The sequence below is a fragment of the Pantoea sp. Z09 genome (genome assembly GCF_022394795.1).
Taxonomy (GTDB): Bacteria; Pseudomonadota; Gammaproteobacteria; order Enterobacterales; family Enterobacteriaceae; genus Pantoea; species Pantoea latae.
In genome coordinates, this window is sequence record NZ_CP092373.1 from 194762 (window position 1) to 212600 (window position 17839).

General features: G+C 61.6%; 15 protein-coding genes. 7 read left to right on the top strand and 8 right to left on the bottom strand.

Annotated elements, in window-relative coordinates; all coding sequences use genetic code 11:
* Positions 1-212 precede the first annotated feature (212 nt).
* Entirely contained in the window at positions 213-1235 is a 1023-nt protein-coding gene (locus MC269_RS00880; protein WP_239953416.1) for an alpha/beta fold hydrolase, read from the top strand.
* Here MC269_RS00880 and MC269_RS00885 read toward each other — a convergent pair.
* The 3 genes from MC269_RS00885 to proP all read right to left on the bottom strand — a co-directional run bounded on the left by MC269_RS00885 (position 1232) and on the right by proP (position 5161).
* Entirely contained in the window at positions 1232-2203 is a 972-nt protein-coding gene (locus MC269_RS00885; protein ID WP_239953417.1) for a sensor domain-containing diguanylate cyclase, read from the bottom strand. The genes MC269_RS00880 and MC269_RS00885 overlap by 4 nt on opposite strands.
* 104 nt (positions 2204-2307) lie before the next feature.
* The gene (gene hemB / locus MC269_RS00890) at positions 2308-3285 is read right to left on the bottom strand and encodes a porphobilinogen synthase (protein WP_081136656.1); all 978 of its coding nucleotides are present in this window, start codon (positions 3283-3285) and stop codon (positions 2308-2310) included.
* Positions 3286-3655: 370 nt separating this feature from the next.
* A complete protein-coding gene (gene proP, locus MC269_RS00895) occupies positions 3656-5161 on the bottom strand; it encodes a glycine betaine/L-proline transporter ProP (RefSeq protein ID WP_081136423.1) in 1506 nt (501 codons plus the stop codon).
* Positions 5162-5804: 643 nt separating this feature from the next.
* Here proP and MC269_RS00900 point away from each other — a divergent pair.
* Complete coding sequence (locus tag MC269_RS00900; RefSeq protein WP_239953418.1) at positions 5805-5990, top strand: hypothetical protein; 186 nt, start codon at positions 5805-5807, stop codon at positions 5988-5990.
* Here MC269_RS00900 and MC269_RS00905 read toward each other — a convergent pair.
* Together MC269_RS00905 and MC269_RS00910 are read right to left on the bottom strand one after the other, a co-directional pair.
* Positions 5979-6935 carry a D-2-hydroxyacid dehydrogenase family protein gene (locus MC269_RS00905; protein ID WP_239953419.1) on the bottom strand — a complete coding sequence of 319 codons (957 nt, stop codon included), beginning with the start codon at positions 6933-6935 and terminating at the stop codon, positions 5979-5981. The genes MC269_RS00900 and MC269_RS00905 overlap by 12 nt on opposite strands.
* The gene (locus MC269_RS00910) at positions 6913-8517 is read right to left on the bottom strand and encodes an EAL domain-containing protein (protein WP_239953421.1); all 1605 of its coding nucleotides are present in this window, start codon (positions 8515-8517) and stop codon (positions 6913-6915) included. The genes MC269_RS00905 and MC269_RS00910 overlap by 23 nt, the downstream gene beginning before the upstream one ends.
* Positions 8518-8754: 237 nt before the next feature.
* Here MC269_RS00910 and MC269_RS00915 point away from each other — a divergent pair, with 237 nt between their 5' ends.
* The gene (locus MC269_RS00915) at positions 8755-9519 is read left to right on the top strand and encodes a class II aldolase/adducin family protein (protein ID WP_239953423.1); all 765 of its coding nucleotides are present in this window, start codon (positions 8755-8757) and stop codon (positions 9517-9519) included.
* A 9-nt stretch (positions 9520-9528) separates the two neighbouring features.
* Positions 9529-10476, top strand: a complete 948-nt coding sequence (locus tag MC269_RS00920; protein ID WP_239953425.1) for an ABC transporter substrate-binding protein — start codon at positions 9529-9531, stop codon at positions 10474-10476.
* A 38-nt stretch (positions 10477-10514) separates the two neighbouring features.
* On the opposite strand, the gene uxuA is transcribed toward MC269_RS00920, so the two are convergent.
* On the bottom strand, positions 10515-11699 hold the full coding sequence (gene uxuA / locus MC269_RS00925) for a mannonate dehydratase (protein ID WP_239953427.1): 1185 nt from the start codon (positions 11697-11699) through the stop codon (positions 10515-10517).
* Positions 11700-11867: 168 nt separating this feature from the next.
* Between uxuA and MC269_RS00930 the strand changes: the two genes are divergently transcribed.
* Positions 11868-12557 (top strand): FadR/GntR family transcriptional regulator, encoded by a 690-nt coding sequence (locus MC269_RS00930; protein ID WP_239953429.1) that lies wholly within the window; start codon positions 11868-11870, stop codon positions 12555-12557.
* Here the strand turns inward: MC269_RS00930 and MC269_RS00935 are convergent.
* Positions 12554-13600, bottom strand: coding sequence for an AI-2E family transporter (locus MC269_RS00935; protein WP_081136437.1), 1047 nt, complete (start codon positions 13598-13600; stop codon positions 12554-12556). The genes MC269_RS00930 and MC269_RS00935 overlap by 4 nt on opposite strands.
* A gap of 194 nt (positions 13601-13794) precedes the next feature.
* Between MC269_RS00935 and MC269_RS00940 the strand changes: the two genes are divergently transcribed.
* A complete protein-coding gene (locus MC269_RS00940) occupies positions 13795-15012 on the top strand; it encodes an MFS transporter (RefSeq protein ID WP_239953431.1) in 1218 nt (405 codons plus the stop codon).
* A 92-nt stretch (positions 15013-15104) separates the two neighbouring features.
* Here MC269_RS00940 and MC269_RS00945 read toward each other — a convergent pair whose 3' ends face one another.
* Positions 15105-15920, bottom strand: a complete 816-nt coding sequence (locus tag MC269_RS00945; RefSeq protein WP_239953433.1) for a TIM barrel protein — start codon at positions 15918-15920, stop codon at positions 15105-15107.
* A 402-nt stretch (positions 15921-16322) separates the two neighbouring features.
* On the opposite strand from MC269_RS00945, the gene MC269_RS00950 reads away from it, so the two are divergent.
* On the top strand, positions 16323-17828 hold the full coding sequence (locus MC269_RS00950) for a CoA-acylating methylmalonate-semialdehyde dehydrogenase (RefSeq protein ID WP_239953435.1): 1506 nt from the start codon (positions 16323-16325) through the stop codon (positions 17826-17828).
* The last annotated feature ends 11 nt before the right edge of the window (positions 17829-17839 follow it).

Here is a 17839-nt window from a genome sequence, read left to right on the forward strand (position 1 = left end):
CACGCTCAGACGGGAATATTTAGAGTTTTTGCAAGGTTCAGAGGGGAAATTGACCGGCGCGGCTTTCTGCCCCACAGCCGGATAAGAGGAAAAATGACACGAACCCTCTACGCTTGCTGAAGGAAAATCATCAACATGACACAGCGCAACAATACGACTGACTGCCGCGCGTGTCACACTGCCGCACTTTTGTTCAATATGGAGATCACTGCATGCGCCCGACCTCTGGCCTGAAAAAACCGCTTGCCGCTTTACTCGCCTCGATAACCCTGCTGAGCGCCACGCCCGCCTTGGCCGCCAGCACCTATGGCGAACAGCTGGAAGGGTTTCAGTATCCCTTTCCGCTACAGCGCTTCAGTTTTACCTCGCAGCAGCAGCCGCTCAGCATGGGATATATGGATGTCAGGCCGGCCCGCAACGCCAACGGTCAGACCGTGGTGCTACTGCACGGCAAAAACTTTTGCGGCGCCACCTGGGAAGAGAGCATTCGCGCGCTGAGCCAGGCGGGCTACCGCGTGGTTGCACCGGACCAGATCGGCTTTTGCAGCGCCAGCAAGCCGGCAAACTACCAGTACAGCTTCCAGCAGCTGGCGGACAACACTCATCAGCTGCTGGCGCATCTCGGCGTGCAGAAAGCGGTGATCGTCGGCCACTCCACCGGCGGCATGCTCGCCACGCGCTATGCGCTGATGTATCCGGGCGAGACGCAGCAGCTGGTGCTGGTGAACCCCATCGGGCTGGAGGACTGGAAAGCCAAAGGCGCGCCCTGGCGTAGCGTCGATCAGTGGTATCAGCGCGAGCTGAAACTGGACGCGGCGGGCATCAAAAAGTATGAGCAGCACACCTATTACAGCGGCCAGTGGAAGCCGGAGTATGACAAATGGGTCGATATGCTGGCGGGCCTCAACGCCGGTCCGGGGCATAAGAGGGTGGCGTGGAACTCGGCGCTGATCTACGACATGATCTTCACCCAGCCGGTGTTTTACGAGTTCGGCGAGCTAAAGGTGCCGACCACCTTGATGATCGGCACGGCGGACACCACCGCCATCGGCAGCGATATCGCCTCGCCTGAAGTGAAGGCGACGCTGGGTCACTACGATGTGCTGGGCAAAGAGGCGGCGCGGCGTATTCCCGGCGCGCGGCTGATTGAATTCCCCGGCATGGGCCATGCGCCGCAAATGGAGGCGCCGGCGAAATTCAACCAGGCGCTGATTGCGGCGCTCGCGCAGCGCTAAGCCAGCGCGTTCCTGCGCTTTTTGGCGGCGTACATGCGTGCGTCGCTCTCTTCCAGCATCTGCTCCAGACTCCTCGAATGGGCGGCGTCGAATTCGACCACGCCGGAGGAGAAGCGCAGCGCGTAGCGGCGGTTGAGGCTGCGGCTCTGCTGCTGCAAATGACGTTCAAAGTCCGCCAGCAGCGCGTCCGCTTCCGGCTGGCGCAGGCCGTTGAACAGCACCACGAATTCATCTCCGCCCAGCCGAGCAAAGAGATCGTGATGGCGAAAGCAGACTTTCATCGCGTCGGCAAAGTCCATCAGTGCGCGGTCGCCTTCGCGATGGCCGAGGATGTCGTTGATCTGCTTAAATTTATCGAGATCGAGAAAGGTCAGGCAGGCTGGACGCTGCTTTAGCAGGCAGTCGTTCAGCACCAGCTGGCCCAGGGTCATAAAGCCGCGGCGGTTGGTGATTTGCGTCAGCTCGTCGCAGGTCGCGCTCTGAAACGCCGCCAGCTCCGCTTCGGCCATCGCCGCCAGATCGCGCAGCGTGGCGCGGTCGTCGGCGCTGAAATCGCGCGGCTCGCTGCCGAGAATGCAGAGCGTACCGACGTTGACGCCGCCTGGCCCGCGCAGCGGGCAGCCGGCGTAGAAGCGAATATGGGGTTCGCCGGTCACCAGCGGGTTATTGTGAAACCGGTCGTCGCGCAGCGTGTTTTCCACCACCATCACGTCGTCCTGCAGGATGGCATGGCCGCAAAAGGAGATGTCGCGCGGCGTACTCTGCGCCTCAAAGGGGCCGGAAACGGATTTGAACCACTGCTGGCTGGCTTCGACCAGGCTGACCAGCGCAATGGGGGTGTTGAACAGGCGGCGCGCCAGCCGGGTCAGGCGGTCAAAGCGCTCTTCCGGCGGCGTATTGAGGATCTTCATGTCGTGCAGCTGGCCAAGGCGTTGCGCCTCGTTAGCCGGATGTGGAGGTGCTCTCATCGCGGTACTCTTGTTGTGGGTTAAACAGGTGAAGCGAAGCGGGTACGGCCGCAAGAAATAAAAGGCATCCTGCCGTCGTTGCGAAGGCAGGATGGGGGAGACGATCAGAGCACTTTCTGTTCGGCGAGATCAAGGGCGAAATAGCTAAAAATCAGATCGGCGCCGGCGCGCTTGATGGCGCCCAGGCTTTCCAGCACCACGTTACGTTCGTCAATGGCGCCCGCCTGCGCGGCGAATTTGATCATCGCGTATTCGCCGCTGACCTGGTACGCCGCCAGCGGCAGCTCGGTGCGGTCGCGGATTTCGCGCAGCACGTCGAGGTAGGCGCCCGCCGGTTTCACCATTAGCGAATCCGCACCTTCGGCCGCGTCGATCAGCGACTCGCGAATCGCTTCGCGGCGGTTCATCGGGTTCATCTGATAGGTTTTGCGATCGCCTTTCAGCGCGGTGCCCGCCGCTTCGCGGAAGGGGCCGTAGAACGACGAGGCGAACTTGGTGGAGTAGGACATAATGGCGGTCTGGGTGAAGCCCGCCGCGTCCAGCGCCTGACGGATCGCCTTAACCTGGCCATCCATCGCCGCCGACGGCGCGATAAAGTCCGCGCCCGCCGCTGCCGCCACCACCGCCTGTTTGCCGAGGTTGATCAGGGTCGCGTCGTTGTCGACGCCGTGATCGCACAGCACGCCGCAGTGGCCGTGGCTGGTGTATTCGCAGAAGCAGGTGTCGGACATAACGATCATTTCCGGCACGGTCTCTTTGCAGATGCGCGACATGCGCGCCACCAGGCCGTTTTCATTCCAGGCATCGCTGCCGGTGGCGTCGGTGTGGTGCGAGATGCCGAAGGTCATGACCGAGCGAATGCCCGCTTTAGCGATACGCTCAATTTCATAGGCGAGACGCTTTTCCGGAATGCGCATCACGCCCGGCATCGCTTCAATCGCTTTGTAATCGTCAACGCCTTCCTCAACGAAAATCGGCAGCGCCAGATCGTTCAGGCTGAGGGAGGTTTCCTGGAAGAGTTCGCGCATCGCGGGGCTGGCACGCAGCCTTCTTGGGCGCTGGATCAGAGAAAAGTCAGACATATTCATTCTTACGCAGGTGAAAAAAGTAGCGATAGTTTACTCCTTTTCGCGCGTGAGAATGAAGATTGTGTGCGGCGGGAAGAAAAGCCCGCCTGCGTAATGCTTGTCAGTTAAGCACGGGGTGATAACGCAGGCCGGTGCCGCTCAGGGGCTGGCGGTCCTCGCGCCCCTGAGCGGCCCCAGCCTGCTGGCCAGCTTCCGTGTGCGTTGCTGGAAAGGGCCGCGGCCCGGCAGCAGAGGAGGTGCGGTGGCCCGCACCAGCATGCTCACACGCATATAAAAAAAGGCCGCCATTTAGAGAAAATAGCGGCCTTACCTGAACATGACCTTAACCGACAAGCATTACGCCATACGGCGGGCCTTAACGCGCTTACTCGTTAATATCGGGGTGCTGCTGCACCAGATTCTTACGCTTCGCCTCCAGGCGGGCGATCTCTTCGTCGATATCTTCGATTTTCTGCTCGATATTGTCGTGATGCTCCTGCAGGATTTCACGCGCCTCTTCAAGGTCGGAAGCGGCTGGCGTGGCGCCACGCAGCGGTTTATTCGCCGTCTCTTTCATATAGATGCCGGTGATCAGACCAATCACCGCCACCACCATCAGGTAGTAGGCCGGCATATAGAGATTGTTGGTGGTTTCCACCAGCCATGCCGCCAGCGTCGGGGTCAGACCGGCAATCAGCACCGAGATGTTAAAGGCGCTCGCCAGCGCGCTGTAGCGGATATGGGTCGGGAACATTGCCGGCAGCGACGACGCCATCACGCCGGTAAAGGCGTTGAGGATCACCGCCATCAGCAGCAGACCGGCGAAAATCAGCCCCAGCACGCCGCTGTTGATCAGCATAAAGGCGGGGATAGCGAAGATCAGCAGCGCGATACTGCCGATAATCACAAACGGACGACGGCCGAAGCGGTCGCTGAGCATCCCCATCACCGGCTGCACAAACAGCATGCCGAGCATAATGGCGATGATGATCAACACGCCGTGATCTTCCGAGTAGTGCAGGTTATGCGACAGATAGCTCGGCATGTAGGTCAGCAGCATGTAGTAGGTCACGTTGGTGGCGATCACCAGACCGATACAGGCCAGCAGGCTTTTCCAGTGTTTGCTGGCAATCTCTTTGAACGAGACTTTCGGGCCGTCGCGCAGCCCTTCGCGGTCGCCTTGCTCCAGCTTTTCGACGTGCTGCTGGAAGGCCGGCGTCTCTTCCAGCGCGTGGCGCAGGTAGAGGCCGATAATGCCGAGCGGCAGCGCGAGGAAGAACGGCAGACGCCAGCCCCATTCCATAAATTTCGCTTCGCCGATAATGGCGGAGATCAGCACCACGATGCCCGCGCCGAGCACGAAGCCGGCAATAGAGCCGAAGTCGAGCCAGCTGCCCATAAAGCCGCGCTTGCGGTCGGGCGAATATTCAGCGACGAAGATCGAGGCGCCGGTGTATTCACCGCCCACCGAGAAGCCCTGCGCCATCTTGGCGATCAGCAGCAGAACCGGCGCCCAGATGCCAATCGAGGCGTAGGAGGGGATCAGGCCGATACAGAAGGTGCTGATCGACATAATCACGATGGTGATCGACAAAATTTTCTGGCGACCATACTTATCGCCCAGCATGCCGAAGAACAGGCCGCCCAGCGGTCGGATCAGAAAGGGAACGGAGAAGGTTCCGAGCGCGGCGATCATCTGTACGCCCGGCGAGGCGTCCGGGAAAAACACCTTACCTAACGCATAGGCGACGAAGCCGTACACACCGAAATCAAACCATTCCATCGCGTTTCCCAGCGACGCGGCGGTAATGGCTTTCCGCAAACGGGCATCATCAATAATAGTGACGTCATCCAGCCCAATAGGTTTGACACGCTTCCTACGTAGTTTCATAGAGTTACCCTGTAATAGCACATGAAATTCCTCAAGGTCGCGAACCGATTGAACGAAACAGTTCGCGGCATTGAGAAAATTAAAGCATAGCCGTTTAGCAGAATTTTCCACTGGCTACATGGCGCAATAATTAGTGTTGAAATTATTGCGTCAGGTGGCAGAGTATACCGTTTTTCTTTGATATTTGTCATGTTTGGTCTAAACATGCGCTTTTTTACCGAGGATAGCGCATCGGCCTGCGCCTGAAAAAGAGGTGATAAAAATCGAGGCACAGGCGGTTTTTTCTTAAAATGTGGCCGGGCGCATTTTGCCTGGCGGCGGCCCGACGGGGCGTGAGGAGAAAGCGCAGCGGCAAAGGGCGCGCGGCGCGGCGGCTAGCCTTGCCGCTGCGGCGCGATTCGGTAATACTTTGCGCCTTACGCTCAACGGAGGATCAATGGTAAGGAAAGAGACCGCTCCCTTCGATAATCCCTGGCTGTCGGCCATCGACAGCACGGAAAAAAAACTCGCTCGTTACGCCTCGTTTAACCCGCTCTATCCTGCGCCAGAGAGGTCGCGCAGCGTCTGGCCTGAGCCACGCTCGCTGCACCGACGGCCTGAAACTCGCCCCAGCCGCGCAAACGATTGCATGGCAGTAGAGCCATTGTTGCCACAGGTGGACGCGCCGCCAGAAGAGGCATATCAACAGCTGTTGCCGACGCTGGCGCGTATCAACCAGCGCCTTCGGGCGACGAAGGTCGCGCTGCCGCAGGCGGGCTGTCAGGATGAGAGCGTTGAGGTGGCGCTGCGCGTGGTGCGTAAGCAGCGCGCCGGGCGGCTAAAGCAGTGAGCGCAGCGGCTGATGCTGCAGCCAGGCGGCGATATCCTCGACCGCCTCGCTAAAGTAGCGCCGGTAGTTGTCGTCGGCGACATAGCCCAGATGCGGCGTCGCCAGCACGTTCGGCAGCTGCCGCAGCGGATGATCGGCCGGCAGCGGCTCGGTATCAAAAACGTCCAGCGCGGCGCCCGCCAGCTGGCCGGAACGCAGCGCGGCGATCATCGCCTGCTGATCCACCAGGCCCGCGCGCGCGGTATTGATCAGCAGTGCGCCAGGCTTCATCTGCCCCAGCGCGGCGGCGTCCAGCAGGTGGCGCGTGCGCGCGCTTAACACCAGATGCAGCGAGACGATGTCGCTCGTCGCCAGCAGCGCCGGGAGCGACGGCATCAGCTGCGCGCCGCACTCCGCCGCGCGCGCGGCGGTCAGGTTCTGGCTCCAGGCGCAGACCTGCATGCCGAACGCCTGCGCCACCTGGGCCATTGCGCCGCCAATCTTGCCCAGCCCGATCAGCCCGAGGGTTTTGCCCGCCAGCCCGACGCCAAGATGCTGCTGCCACGGCCCGTTGCCGCGCAGCGCCTGATTCTCCGCCACGATGTGACGCGCCAGCGCCAGCAGCAGACCCCAGGTCAGCTCGAGCGGCGGCGCGCTGCTGCTGCTGGTGCCGCACACCGCAATGCCGCGCGCGCGGCAGGCGTCCAGATCGATGGCGGCGTTGCGCATGCCGGAGGTGACGATCAGCTTCAGGCGCGGCAGCTGCGCCAGGCGCGCGGCGGTCAGCGGCGTGCGTTCGCGCATGATGACCACAATGTCGCTGTCGGCCAGTGCGGCGATTAGCGCCCGATCGTCGGCGATATGCTGCTGCAGCGCGCGGGTCTGAACGGCGGGGTACAGCGACGCCCAGTCCGCCAGCGACAGCGCCACGTTTTGGTAGTCGTCAAGAAGGGTGCAGTTGAGCATCGTCAGAATCCTCTATACGCATCGGCTGTTGTTCATGCTCTGCGAGCCAGGCGATCAGCGCGTCGTTATCCATGGGATGAGCATAATAGTAGCCCTGAATAAAGGTGACGCCGCGCTGGCGCAGATAGCAATACTGCAGCGCGGTCTCTACCCCTTCGCCCAGTACCTCCAGCTGCAGCTTATGGCTGAGGTTGATAATCGCGTCCAGCACCGGGGTTTCGCCCGACAGCGACTCAATGGCGTTGATAAAGCCGCGATCGATTTTCAGGTAGTCGAGCGCAAAGGTTTGCAGGTAGCTGAGCGAGCAGTGGCCGGTGCCAAAATCGTCGATCGCCACCTTCATCCCGTCGGCGCGCAGGCGATCGAGTTTTCGCGCCACATCCTCGCCATCTTTGATCAGGCTGCGCTCGGTCAGCTCCAGGGTGATCAGCAGCGGAGTCTGTTTGATTTTGTCGGCAAACTTCAGCATATCGTCGACAAAGGCCGGGTGCTGCAGATGATCGGCGGCGACGTTAATGCCGATATGAAAGCCCGGCTCCACCTGCCACTGCTGCACATCCTCGGCGATCAGGTCGAGCAGATGGCGCGTCAGCGGCACAATCATCCCTTCCGCCTCGGCGGCGCTGATAAAGATATCGGGCCGGATGCTGTCGCCGCTCGGCAGCGTCCAGCGCAGCAGCGCTTCCGCGCCGGTGCAGCTCTGGGTGCGGTTGTTGTAAACCGGCTGGTAGTGCACCGAGAACTGGCGCGCATGAATAGCGCGGCGGATCTCGTCGCGCCAGGAGATGCGGCGCTGCAGCCAGTTGGCCGTCAGCACCATCAGCAGAATAGAGAGAATTGCCGTCATCGGCAGGAAAATAAAGGTTACCTGCCGCCAGGCGCGCATCAGCTCTGCGCCGGGCGTTTCGATGGTGACGCTGATGGGATAGCGGCTCGACTGCGCCTGATAAATCTGGGCGCTAAACAGGCTGGAGCGGGGCGGGGGCGCCTCTCCCACGGTAATCGGCGCGCCGTTATCGAAACGCATGCTAAGCCGGTAGCCGCGCGACTCGCCGATGGCGCTCATAAAGTCCATCAGATACTGGCCGTCGATAATGGCCCAGAACCCCTCGTCATCCGCCAGCTGCCGCACGAAAATCACCGCGGGACGATCCGGCACGCCGGCCGTGCCCGCCAGCGACAGACTCCACCAGGCTTTGCCGGTTATCGGCGGCGCGCGCCGCATCATGTCGGTTAAGGTGCCGGGATTGGTGCCGTAGGCCGAGGAGCAGGTGACTTTCTCCCCTTCCAGCTTGCCGATAGCGCGAAAATAGGCGTTGAGGTTGCCCGCGCGCTGCAGCTCATCTTCAAACTGGCTGCAGGGCCGATAGTGAAAGCGGCGCAGCCAGGTGATCATATCCCAGGCGCTGTCGCTCATTTTTTCCGCCTGCGAAAGCAGCGTATTCGCGGCGCTGACTTGCTGTTGCTCGACGGTGTGGCGCGCGTCAATGGCGGTAAACAGGATGCCGAGCAGCAGGGGCAGCACCCCGGACAAAATAATGATTATTCTGGCGTAGTCGCGTTTTCGTTTTAACGGCGGCACCGCGAATTCCTCTGAATGTGAATGCGTCTGTGAGGAGGTGCAAATTCAGTCAGCGCAGCATAGCACGCCCTCAGGCCGTGCAGGGTAGCGTTTTGCTGAGGCAAGCAGGTGATGCAGATCAAGTATCGACCGCGCTTTGCAATTATTGACTTTGTTTTTCCGCTTTTGGCATTTCCCTGCGGCGAAAACGCTGTGTAACAGTGACGCCACACTGAATAGCATAAAAAAGAGGCGTATATGAGTACCGCAACCCTGGCATCCTCCTCCCTGCAGCAGCGCATCTCCGACGCGGAGTGGCAGGCGCGCGTCAGGCTGGCGCAGGCCTACCATCTGGCGGCGAAGCTGCGCTGGACCGATCATATCTACACCCACTTTTCGCTGCGCGTGCCGGGCGATGCACCGCACTTCCTGATTAACGCCTACGGCCAGACCTTCGACGAGATCCAGCCGGAAACCCTGGTCAAAATTGATATCGACGGCAATATCATTGACGATCCCACCGGGCTGGGGATCAACCCGGCGGGCTTCGTCATCCACAGCGCCATTCACCGCGCCCGGCCGGACGCGCACGCGGTGATGCATACCCACACGGCGGCGGGCATCGGCGTGTCGGCGCAAAAAAAGGGGCTGCTGATGACCTCACAGCACAGCACGCGCTTTCATAACCGCCTCGCCTATCACGACTATGAGGGCATCGCGCTCGATCTCGACGAACAGCAGCGCATCGTGGCCGATCTCGGCGCGCTTAACGCGCTGATCCTGCGCAATCACGGCCTGCTGACCGCGGGCGGCAGCATTGAAGAGGCGTTTTATAACCTTTACTACCTTGAGCGCGCCTGTCAGGCGCAGCTGGCCGCGCAGTCGGGCGGCGCCGAGCTGATTATTCTGCCGGACGCGGTGGCGGAGAAGGCGGCGCAGGCGTTCGACAACAGCATCCGCACCAGGAAGTATCAGCTGCACTGGGACGCCTATATTCGTCAGCTCAACCGCAACGCGCTGTAAGGAGGCGGGATGAAGAAGCTTAAGGTTTTTGCCGCGGCGCTGCTGCTGAGCGCCAGCGCGATGGCGCAGGCCGCGCCCGATCTCAGCGAGGTCACGCTGGTGCTGGGCGACCAGGCGCGCAACCTGCGCTCGCTGGTGGAGGCGTCCGGCGTGCTGAAGGATGCGCCTTATCACTATCGCTGGGCCAATTTTCAGGGCGCCGCGCCGCTGTTTGAAGCGCAGCGCGCCGGCGCGGTCGATACCTCTTACGCGGGCGATCTGCCGGTGCTGATGGCGGCCTCCGGCGGCGTGCCGCTGAAAATCATCGCCACCAACGTCGGCGACGCCGGATCCAACGGGCTGGTGGTGCCGGCGGATTCGCCGGTGCACAGCGTGAAGGATCTGGCGGGTAAAGAGGTGGTGGTATCGTCGGCGCGTGGCAGCATCTCGCAGCATCTGCTCTATGAGGCGCTGGAGGAGGCGAAGGTGCCGCGCGACAGTGTGCCGGTGCGCTTTGTGCTGCCGACCGACGCCAGCGCCGCCTTTAACTCGGGGCAGATTGGCGCCTGGGCGACCTTCGACCCCTATCTCGGCATCGCCGAACAGCACGGCGCGCGGCTGCTGCGCGACGGCAAAGGCTTAACCACCGCGCTGTCGTTCGTCACCGCGACCCAGCAGTCGCTGGCCGATCCCGGCAAGCGCGCGGCGATCGCCGATTTCGCCCAGCGGCTGGCGCAAGCGCGCGCCTGGGCGCTGACTCATCAGGCGGAATATAACCAGGTGTATGCGCAGCTGACGCGTCTGCCGCCCGCCGATGCGCAGAAGATTACCGCGCGCATTTCGCACGGCATCCGCGCCGTGACGGCTGAGGATATCGCAAAGGTGCAGAAGGTGTCGGATCTCTTCAGCGAGCTAAAAATTCTGCCGAATAAGGTGGATGTGGCGGCGATTACCGACCAGAGCCTGTTTCCGCAGTAGCCGGGCACAGCGTTTAGCCTGTGCCCGATTTTGCCGCGTTAATCGCTGAACAGCGTCTGGCGCAGCGCCAGCTCGACGCCGCGCAGCTCCGCCAGCCCTTTCAAACGGCCAATCGCCGAATAGCCTGGGTTGGTGCGCTTGTGCAGGTCGTCGAGCATCTGGTGGCCGTGATCGGGACGCATCGGGATCGCCGCTTTCTCGCCCGCGCGCCGCCGGCGCTGCTCCTCCGCCAGAATCACCCGGATTACGCCGACCATATCGACATCGCCCGCCAGATGCGCCGCCTCATGGAAGCTGTTGGGGTTGGCTTCGCGCTGCGTGGCGCGCAGGTGAATAAAGTTGATGCGGTCCGCGAAGCGCGCCGCCATCTGCGTCAGGTTATTGTCGGCGCGCACGCCGTAGGATCCGGTGCAGAAACAGAAGCCATTGTGCAGGCTATCCACCGTCTCTTTCAGCCACTGCATATCCTCTTCGGTGGAGATAATGCGCGGCAGGCCGAGGATCGGGCGCGGCGGATCGTCCGGGTGCACCGCCAGCTTAATGCCGACCTCTTCGGCAACCGGTACGATGGCGCGCAGAAAGGTCGCCATATGTTCGCGCAGCGTCGCTTTGTCGATGCCGTCATACTGCGCCAGCTGGGCGCGGAACTGATCCAGCGTGTAACCCTCTTCTGCGCCCGGCAGGCCGGCAATAATATTGCGCGTTAACAGCGCCTTATCATCGTCGCTCATCGCGGCAAAGCAGCGCGCGGCCGCCTCTTGCTCCGCCGCGGAATAATCGTGCTGCGCGCCGGGACGCTGCAAAATATGCAGTTCGAAGGCGGCAAAAGCGTCGGCGTCGAAGCGCAGCGCTTTGGCGCCGTCCGGCAGCGTCCAGGCGAGATCGGTGCGCGTCCAGTCGAGCACCGGCATAAAGTTGTAGCACACGGTCTCTACGCCGCAGGCCGCCAGATTGCGAATCGACTGCTGATAACTGGCGATATAGCGCTGATAGTCGCCGCGCTGCGTCTTGATCGCCTCATGCACCGGAATGCTCTCCACCACCGACCAGACCAGATCTTTTTCCGCCAGCAGCGCCTGACGCGCCTTAATCTCTTCCACCGGCCACACCTCGCCGTTGGGAATATGGTGCAACGCGGTCACGATGCCGGTGGCGCCCGCCTGGCGCGCATCGTCTAACGAAACCGGATCGTTGGGGCCATACCAGCGCCATGTATGTTCCATTTTTACTCCTTAGCCGCAGAATTTGGCCCAGTGGTCAGGCCGCTGGGCCAAGAGTATGCTAGCCTGACGCGAAAGGCCGTGATCGCGATCGCAGCATAGCGAATTACGCGGATCGGAAAGGCGACACGGCCTGTGCTACGCTGCACCGCTGCTGACAGGAGAAAACATATGGCGCTGCCCGTGCTGAAAACGGAACGTCTTTATCGCCAGATCGCCAACGCGATTAGGGAAAGTATTCAACGCGGCGAGTTCGCCCCAGGCGCGGCGCTGCCGCCGGAGCGCGAGCTGGCGAAGCTGCTGGGCGTCAGCCGCTCCTCGGTGCGCGAGGCGCTGATCGCGCTGGAGATGACCGGCTGGGTCGATATCCGCACCGGCAACGGCGTCTTTGTGATGCAGCCGCTGCCGCAGAGCGCCGCGCCCGTGGCGGAGGCGGAGGCGGATTTTGGGCTGGAGGATCTGTTGCAGGCGCGTCTGGCGTTTGAAGGCATGCTGGCAGAGCGCGCCGCGCAGCACGGCACGCCGGCGCAGCGCGACCAGCTGCGCGCGCTGACCGACCGGCTGCTGCGCTACGACGCCAACGACGCGGCCTTTCTCGATCAGGATAAACGCTTTCACCTGCTGATCAGCGAGATGAGCGGCAACGAGGTGCTGCGCGACATGATGGAGTATCTGTGGAACAAGCGCGACAGCGCCCACTTCCGGCGGCTGGAGCGCCACTTCGCCGATAACACCTTTACCGGCGAGATGAACCGCGACCATCAGCAGATTGCCGCCGCCATCTGCGCAGGAGACGCCGCCGCCGCGCGCGCCGTGATGGAGGCCCATCTGACGCAGGTGCAGCAGCGGCTGCTGGGCTAGATTTTCTGGCGTCTGGGCCGGCCTGCGCCGAGCATAATCGCCAGGCGGCTGCCGCCCGGTGTGGTTTCCATCAGGATTTTGGTGATGCTGGTCAGCGGCACCGAGAGCAGCATGCCCACCGGCCCCAGCAGCCAGCCCCAGAAGATCAGCGACAGAAACACCACCAGCGTCGACAGCCCTAAGCCGCGCCCCATCACGCGCGGCTCCAGCATATTGCCAAACACCATATGAATGGCGATAAACAGCGCCGCCACCAGCATCGCGTCATAGGGAGTGTTAAGCAGCAGCGCCTGCAGCACCGGCGGAATGCCGGCGATAATTGGGCCGATATTGGGAATGTAGTTGAGCATAAACGCCACCACGCCCCACAGCAGCGCGAACTTAATGTCGAGCAGAAACAGCGAGCCCCAGACCGCCACGCCGGTAATCAGGCTAATCAGGGTCTTCAACGCCAGATAGTGCGTCACGCCTTTCAGCGCCCGGTGCAGCCCGGCGATGCGGATCTGCGGGTTGGTCAGGGCGTTGCGCATTTTGTAGGGCAGGTGGTGCACTTCAAACAGCATAAACACCACCGTCAGGATCAGCAGCACGAAATTGCTCATCATGCCGGAGAACTGCGTCAGCGCCACGGTGGCAAACGACATCAGCATATTGGGATCGAAGCGCTGCACCAGTGTCGTCGTGGAAACGTGAATGCCGATGCCCGACGCCAGGTGCTGCACCACGGCCATCTTGCGTTCCATTGTGGCGCGCAGCTGCGGGTAGAGATCGGAGAATTCGCTTACCGAACTGGCCAACACCGCCACTAGCAGCAAAATCACGATAAATATCACCGTAATCACCACGGTAATCGCCAGCCCGCGCCGCCAGCCGCGCCGCATCAGAAAGGTGACGATCGGGTTAAGCACGATGGCAAAAAAGGCCGCCAGTAAGAAGGGCACCATAATATCGGACGCGGCGCGGATGCCGGCGAGAATAATCACCAGCATCGCCAGCTTTATCAGAATGCTCTGTCCTATTTTTTCCTGCTGTAGTTCGCTCATTCCCTCTCCAGAAAAGCCAGACCGCAGAGAGTAGTGTAGCTGATGGGGAATTAAACGTCTGATATGCCTGTAAAAGCGTAACGATATTCAGAAAAGTTAACCCCGGCCGCTCCGACAGATGCGCCCGCAGTGAAAAAGCGTATAGTGAAGCTTCCTGCATATAAAAACTCAGTCAACCACGAGCGCAATTTGTCATGGCAGATCAACCCGCAGCGCCACCTGTTCCTAAGGGCGTCGGATTAACGCTTCTGATTATCTCTATCGTGATCTACAACTTCGCCAGCTACCTCACCATCGGCCTGCAGCTGGCGGTGCTGCCCGGGATGGTGCATGACCAGCTGGGCTACAGCGCCTTCTGGGCGGGCGTGGTGATCAGCCTGCAGTATCTGGCAACGCTGCTGAGCCGACCGCACGCCGGACGCTACGCCGATATCTGGGGGCCGAAGCGCGTGGTGGTGCTCGGGCTGGCGGGCGTGCTGTTGAGCGGGCTCTGCTATCTGCTGGCGGCCTGGCTGGCGGCCTCGCCGCTCACCAGCCTGGCGTTGCTCTGCGTCGGGCGCGTTATTCTCGGCATCGGCCAGAGTTTTACCGGCACCGGCACCTCGCTGTGGGGCGTGGCGCGCGTCGGATCGCTGCATATCGGCCGCGTCATCTCGTGGAACGGCATCTGCACCTACGGCGCGATGGCACTGGGCGCGCCACTCGGGGTGATCGTCTACCGCCAGGGCGGCCTGCTGCTGCTCTCGCTGGTGATTATCGCCATCTGCGCGCTGGCGATGGCGCTGGCGCTGCCGCGTCCGGCGGTTAAGGGCAGCCGCGCGCGGCCGCTGCCGTTTCGCGACGTGCTCGGCAAGATCTACGGCTTTGGCCTGATCCTGGCGATGGGCTCGGCCGGGTTCGGCGTGATTGCCACCTTTATTACCCTGTTTTATCAGGCGAAAGGCTGGGACGGCGCCGCCTTCGCGCTGACGCTGTTCAGCGCCGCCTTTGTCGGCACCCGCCTGCTGTTTCCCAACGCCATTAACCGCTTTGGCGGGCTGCGCGTCGCCAGCGCCTGTCTGGCGGTAGAGGCGATCGGTTTGTTTCTGGTGGCGGGTGCGTTCGAACCCTGGATGGCGAAAACCGGCGCGCTGTTGACTGGCGCGGGCTTCTCGCTGGTTTTCCCGGCGCTGGGCGTGGTGGCGGTAAAAGCGGTGCCGCAGGCGAATCAGGGCAGCGCGCTGGCGACCTATACTGCCTTCATGGATCTCGCGCTGGGGATCACCGGCCCGGTTGCGGGGTTTATCATGAGCTTCGCCGGCGTACCGCTGGTCTATCTGCTGACGGCGCTGCTGGTCTGTCTGGGACTGTTCTGCACGCTGCGGCTGGCGCGGCGCTGGCCAGAGGCGTCGGCAGAAGCGAAAGAGAGCTAAAAAAGCGGCCTCCGACCGAGGCCAAAAAACGTGTCGCAAGACACAGATAAGGGTAGGGCGACGCGGCGAGCAAATGGCCCGCCGCGCAGATGTCAGGCCTGCAGCAGGTCGATACTGTGGCGGATCTGGCGCTCAATCTCCGCCGGCGTCCAGCTGTTCAGCTCCGAAGAGAAAGGCTCGAAGGCGTAGACGCCTTTGTAGCCGAGCATCTCCAGCCGCTTCACCTGCGCCACGCTGTTTAGCACGTCCCGGTCGCTCAGCATAATGCGCTCTTCATCGGTGAGTTCGGCGGTGGCGCGCCGGTCTTCCACGCCGGAAAGATGCACCAGGCCAATCATCTCAACGTCAATCTCCGCCGGAAACTCCTGCTCAGCATTTTCATACAGATGATGATGGAAGGTGTCGATTACCAGCTTAAAGGGCGCCTGCGCGTCGCGGATTAGCTGCTGCGCCTGCACCGCTGAACGCAGCGAGCTGACCGGGAAGCCTAGCGGCTCCACCAGCCCCTGCACGCCATGCTGCGCAAAGCGCGGCGCCAGCGCGGCGAGCGCCGCCAGCGTTTTTTCCGGCGCGATATCGACCCCTTCGTTTAGCGGACACATCACCAGCGCCTGCGCGCCGATGGCCTGCGCGTCCTGCAGCAGGGCGTCGGTTTTCGCCAGCAGCGCTTCGTCTACGCGATTAAACGGATAGAGCGCGTTGATGGTGACCACCTCGATCTCATATTTCGCCATCAGGGCGCGCGTCTCTTCATAGGTCAGATCATCGCACACCTTGCCGCTCGGCATGTCGTTGCGCAGCTCGACTTTGCGCAGGCCCAGCCGGTGAACTAGCTGGAAAAACGCCTCTAAAGAGAGCGTCGGCGCGATTTTACGGTTAATACAAAAGCGGGTTGGATCGATGGCCATGCTGCGGCTCCTGTAACGTGCAAGAGGAAGAGAGAGTAAGCTGGAGCTAAAGAAAACATTTATTTCATAAATAGTGAAATGTGGAATTTAAAGGTTGAGATCTGCCTCTCAATAATTTCATTTTTCACACCGACAGCGCCTCGCTCAGCGCGTTTCTGTGGCGAGAAAGCAGCTGCAAAAGGCTGTGAAAGAGGGGTGCTGCCGCCAGTCAGCGCGCGGTTTTTCGCCTGAGCGAGAAAAATGCGATCCACGCCGCTAAAAGGGAATTTTTCAAAAACTTTTATTTGAAAAATTTATTTCACTGTAATAGCTTCATAGCACGCTTTTGGTTTTGCCTGGTCAGACGGCGTGGCGTCACGCTTAGGTTCTGCAGGGAACTCACACATCTTAAGAGGCTATAAAATGAACATCACAGGAAACTTCATTGGCGGTCAGATCACTCACAGCGCCAGTAACGAAACCATCCCTGTTTATGACCCGGCAACCGGCAAAGTGGTGCGCGAGCTGACGCAGAGCACCGGCGCGGAAGTAGCGGAAGCGATCAAGGTGGCGCATGAGGCATTTCCTGCCTGGTCGAAAACTTCACCGCTGCGCCGCGCCCGCGTCCTGTTTAACTTCAAGACGCTGATGGAGCAGCATCGCGACGAGCTGGCCGAGCTGATTGTGTCTGAGCACGGCAAGGTGTGGTCGGACGCGCAGGGCGAGCTGACGCGCGGGCTGGAAGTGGTGGAGTTCGCCTGCGGCATTCCGCACCTGATCAAAGGCGAATACTCGGCCAACGTCGGCACCGGCGTCGACAGCTACTCGCTGATGCAGCCGGTCGGCGTAGTGGCGGGCATTACGCCGTTTAACTTTCCGGCGATGGTGCCGCTGTGGATGTTCCCTATCGCGCTCGCCTGCGGCAACACCTTCGTGCTGAAGCCGCCCGCGCTCGATCCTTCGGCGGCGGTGCGTATGGCGGAGCTGCTGAAAGAGGCGGGCCTGCCGGACGGCGTGTTTAACGTGGTGCACTCCTCTAACGAAGACGCCGAGCAGCTCTATAAAGATCCGCGCATCGCCGCGGTGAGCTTCGTCGGCTCTTCCGGCGTCGCCGAGCATATTTACAAAACCGCCAGCGCCCACGGCAAACGGGTGCAGGCGTTTGGCGCGGCGAAAAACCACGCCATCGTGATGCCGGACGCCGATCTCGACGCCACGGTCAACGCCATTATGGGCGGCGCCTTCGGTTCCGCTGGCGAGCGCTGCATGGCGCTGCCGGTGGTGGTGGCGGTCGGCGACGACACCGCCGACAAGCTGATTGCCCGTCTGACACCGTTAATCAACGCGCTGCGCGTTGGCCCTGGTATCAATAAAGGCGCGGAAGAGAATGAGATGGGCCCGGTGGTCTCCGCCGCGCACCAGAAAAAGGTGCTGGGCTATATCGACAAGGGCGAGCAGGAGGGCGCGAAGCTGGTGGTCGACGGCCGCAACTTCCAGGTGCCGGGCCATGCGGAAGGTTACTACGTCGGCGGCACGCTGTTCGACAACGTGACGCCGGAGATGACCATCTGGCGTGAAGAGATCTTCGGACCGGTGCTGAGCATTATGCGCGCCCCGGACTACGCCAGCGCGCTCCAGCTGGTGAACAGCCATGAGTTCGGCAACGGCAGCGCCATTTTCACCAGCAACGGCAATACTGCGCGCGAGTTCGTGCAGGATGTGGAAGCGGGCATGGTCGGCGTCAACGTGCCGGTGCCGGTGCCGATGGCGTTCCACAGCTTCGGCGGCTGGAAGCGCTCGGTGTTCGGCGCGCTCAACGTGCACGGCCCGGACGGCGTTCGCTTCTATACCCGCATGAAAACCGCCACGGCGCGCTGGCCGAGCGGCCAGCAGACGGTATCAGAATTCAGCATGCCGACCCTGAGCTAAGGGCGCGCGCG

Excerpts from the sequence above, each read along its gene's own strand:
- MC269_RS00880 (WP_239953416.1), top strand. The coding sequence starts at position 213 with ATGCGCCCGACCTCTGGCCTGAAAAAACCGCTTGCCGCTTTACTCGCC.
- MC269_RS00885 (WP_239953417.1), bottom strand. The coding sequence starts at position 2,203 with ATGAGAGCACCTCCACATCCGGCTAACGAGGCGCAACGCCTTGGCCAG.
- hemB (WP_081136656.1), bottom strand. The coding sequence starts at position 3,285 with ATGTCTGACTTTTCTCTGATCCAGCGCCCAAGAAGGCTGCGTGCCAGC.
- proP (WP_081136423.1), bottom strand. The coding sequence starts at position 5,161 with ATGAAACTACGTAGGAAGCGTGTCAAACCTATTGGGCTGGATGACGTC.
- MC269_RS00905 (WP_239953419.1), bottom strand. The coding sequence starts at position 6,935 with ATGCTCAACTGCACCCTTCTTGACGACTACCAAAACGTGGCGCTGTCG.
- MC269_RS00915 (WP_239953423.1), top strand. The coding sequence starts at position 8,755 with ATGAGTACCGCAACCCTGGCATCCTCCTCCCTGCAGCAGCGCATCTCC.
- MC269_RS00920 (WP_239953425.1), top strand. The coding sequence starts at position 9,529 with ATGAAGAAGCTTAAGGTTTTTGCCGCGGCGCTGCTGCTGAGCGCCAGC.
- uxuA (WP_239953427.1), bottom strand. The coding sequence starts at position 11,699 with ATGGAACATACATGGCGCTGGTATGGCCCCAACGATCCGGTTTCGTTA.
- MC269_RS00930 (WP_239953429.1), top strand. The coding sequence starts at position 11,868 with ATGGCGCTGCCCGTGCTGAAAACGGAACGTCTTTATCGCCAGATCGCC.
- MC269_RS00935 (WP_081136437.1), bottom strand. The coding sequence starts at position 13,600 with ATGAGCGAACTACAGCAGGAAAAAATAGGACAGAGCATTCTGATAAAG.
- MC269_RS00940 (WP_239953431.1), top strand. The coding sequence starts at position 13,795 with ATGGCAGATCAACCCGCAGCGCCACCTGTTCCTAAGGGCGTCGGATTA.
- MC269_RS00945 (WP_239953433.1), bottom strand. The coding sequence starts at position 15,920 with ATGGCCATCGATCCAACCCGCTTTTGTATTAACCGTAAAATCGCGCCG.
- MC269_RS00950 (WP_239953435.1), top strand. The coding sequence starts at position 16,323 with ATGAACATCACAGGAAACTTCATTGGCGGTCAGATCACTCACAGCGCC.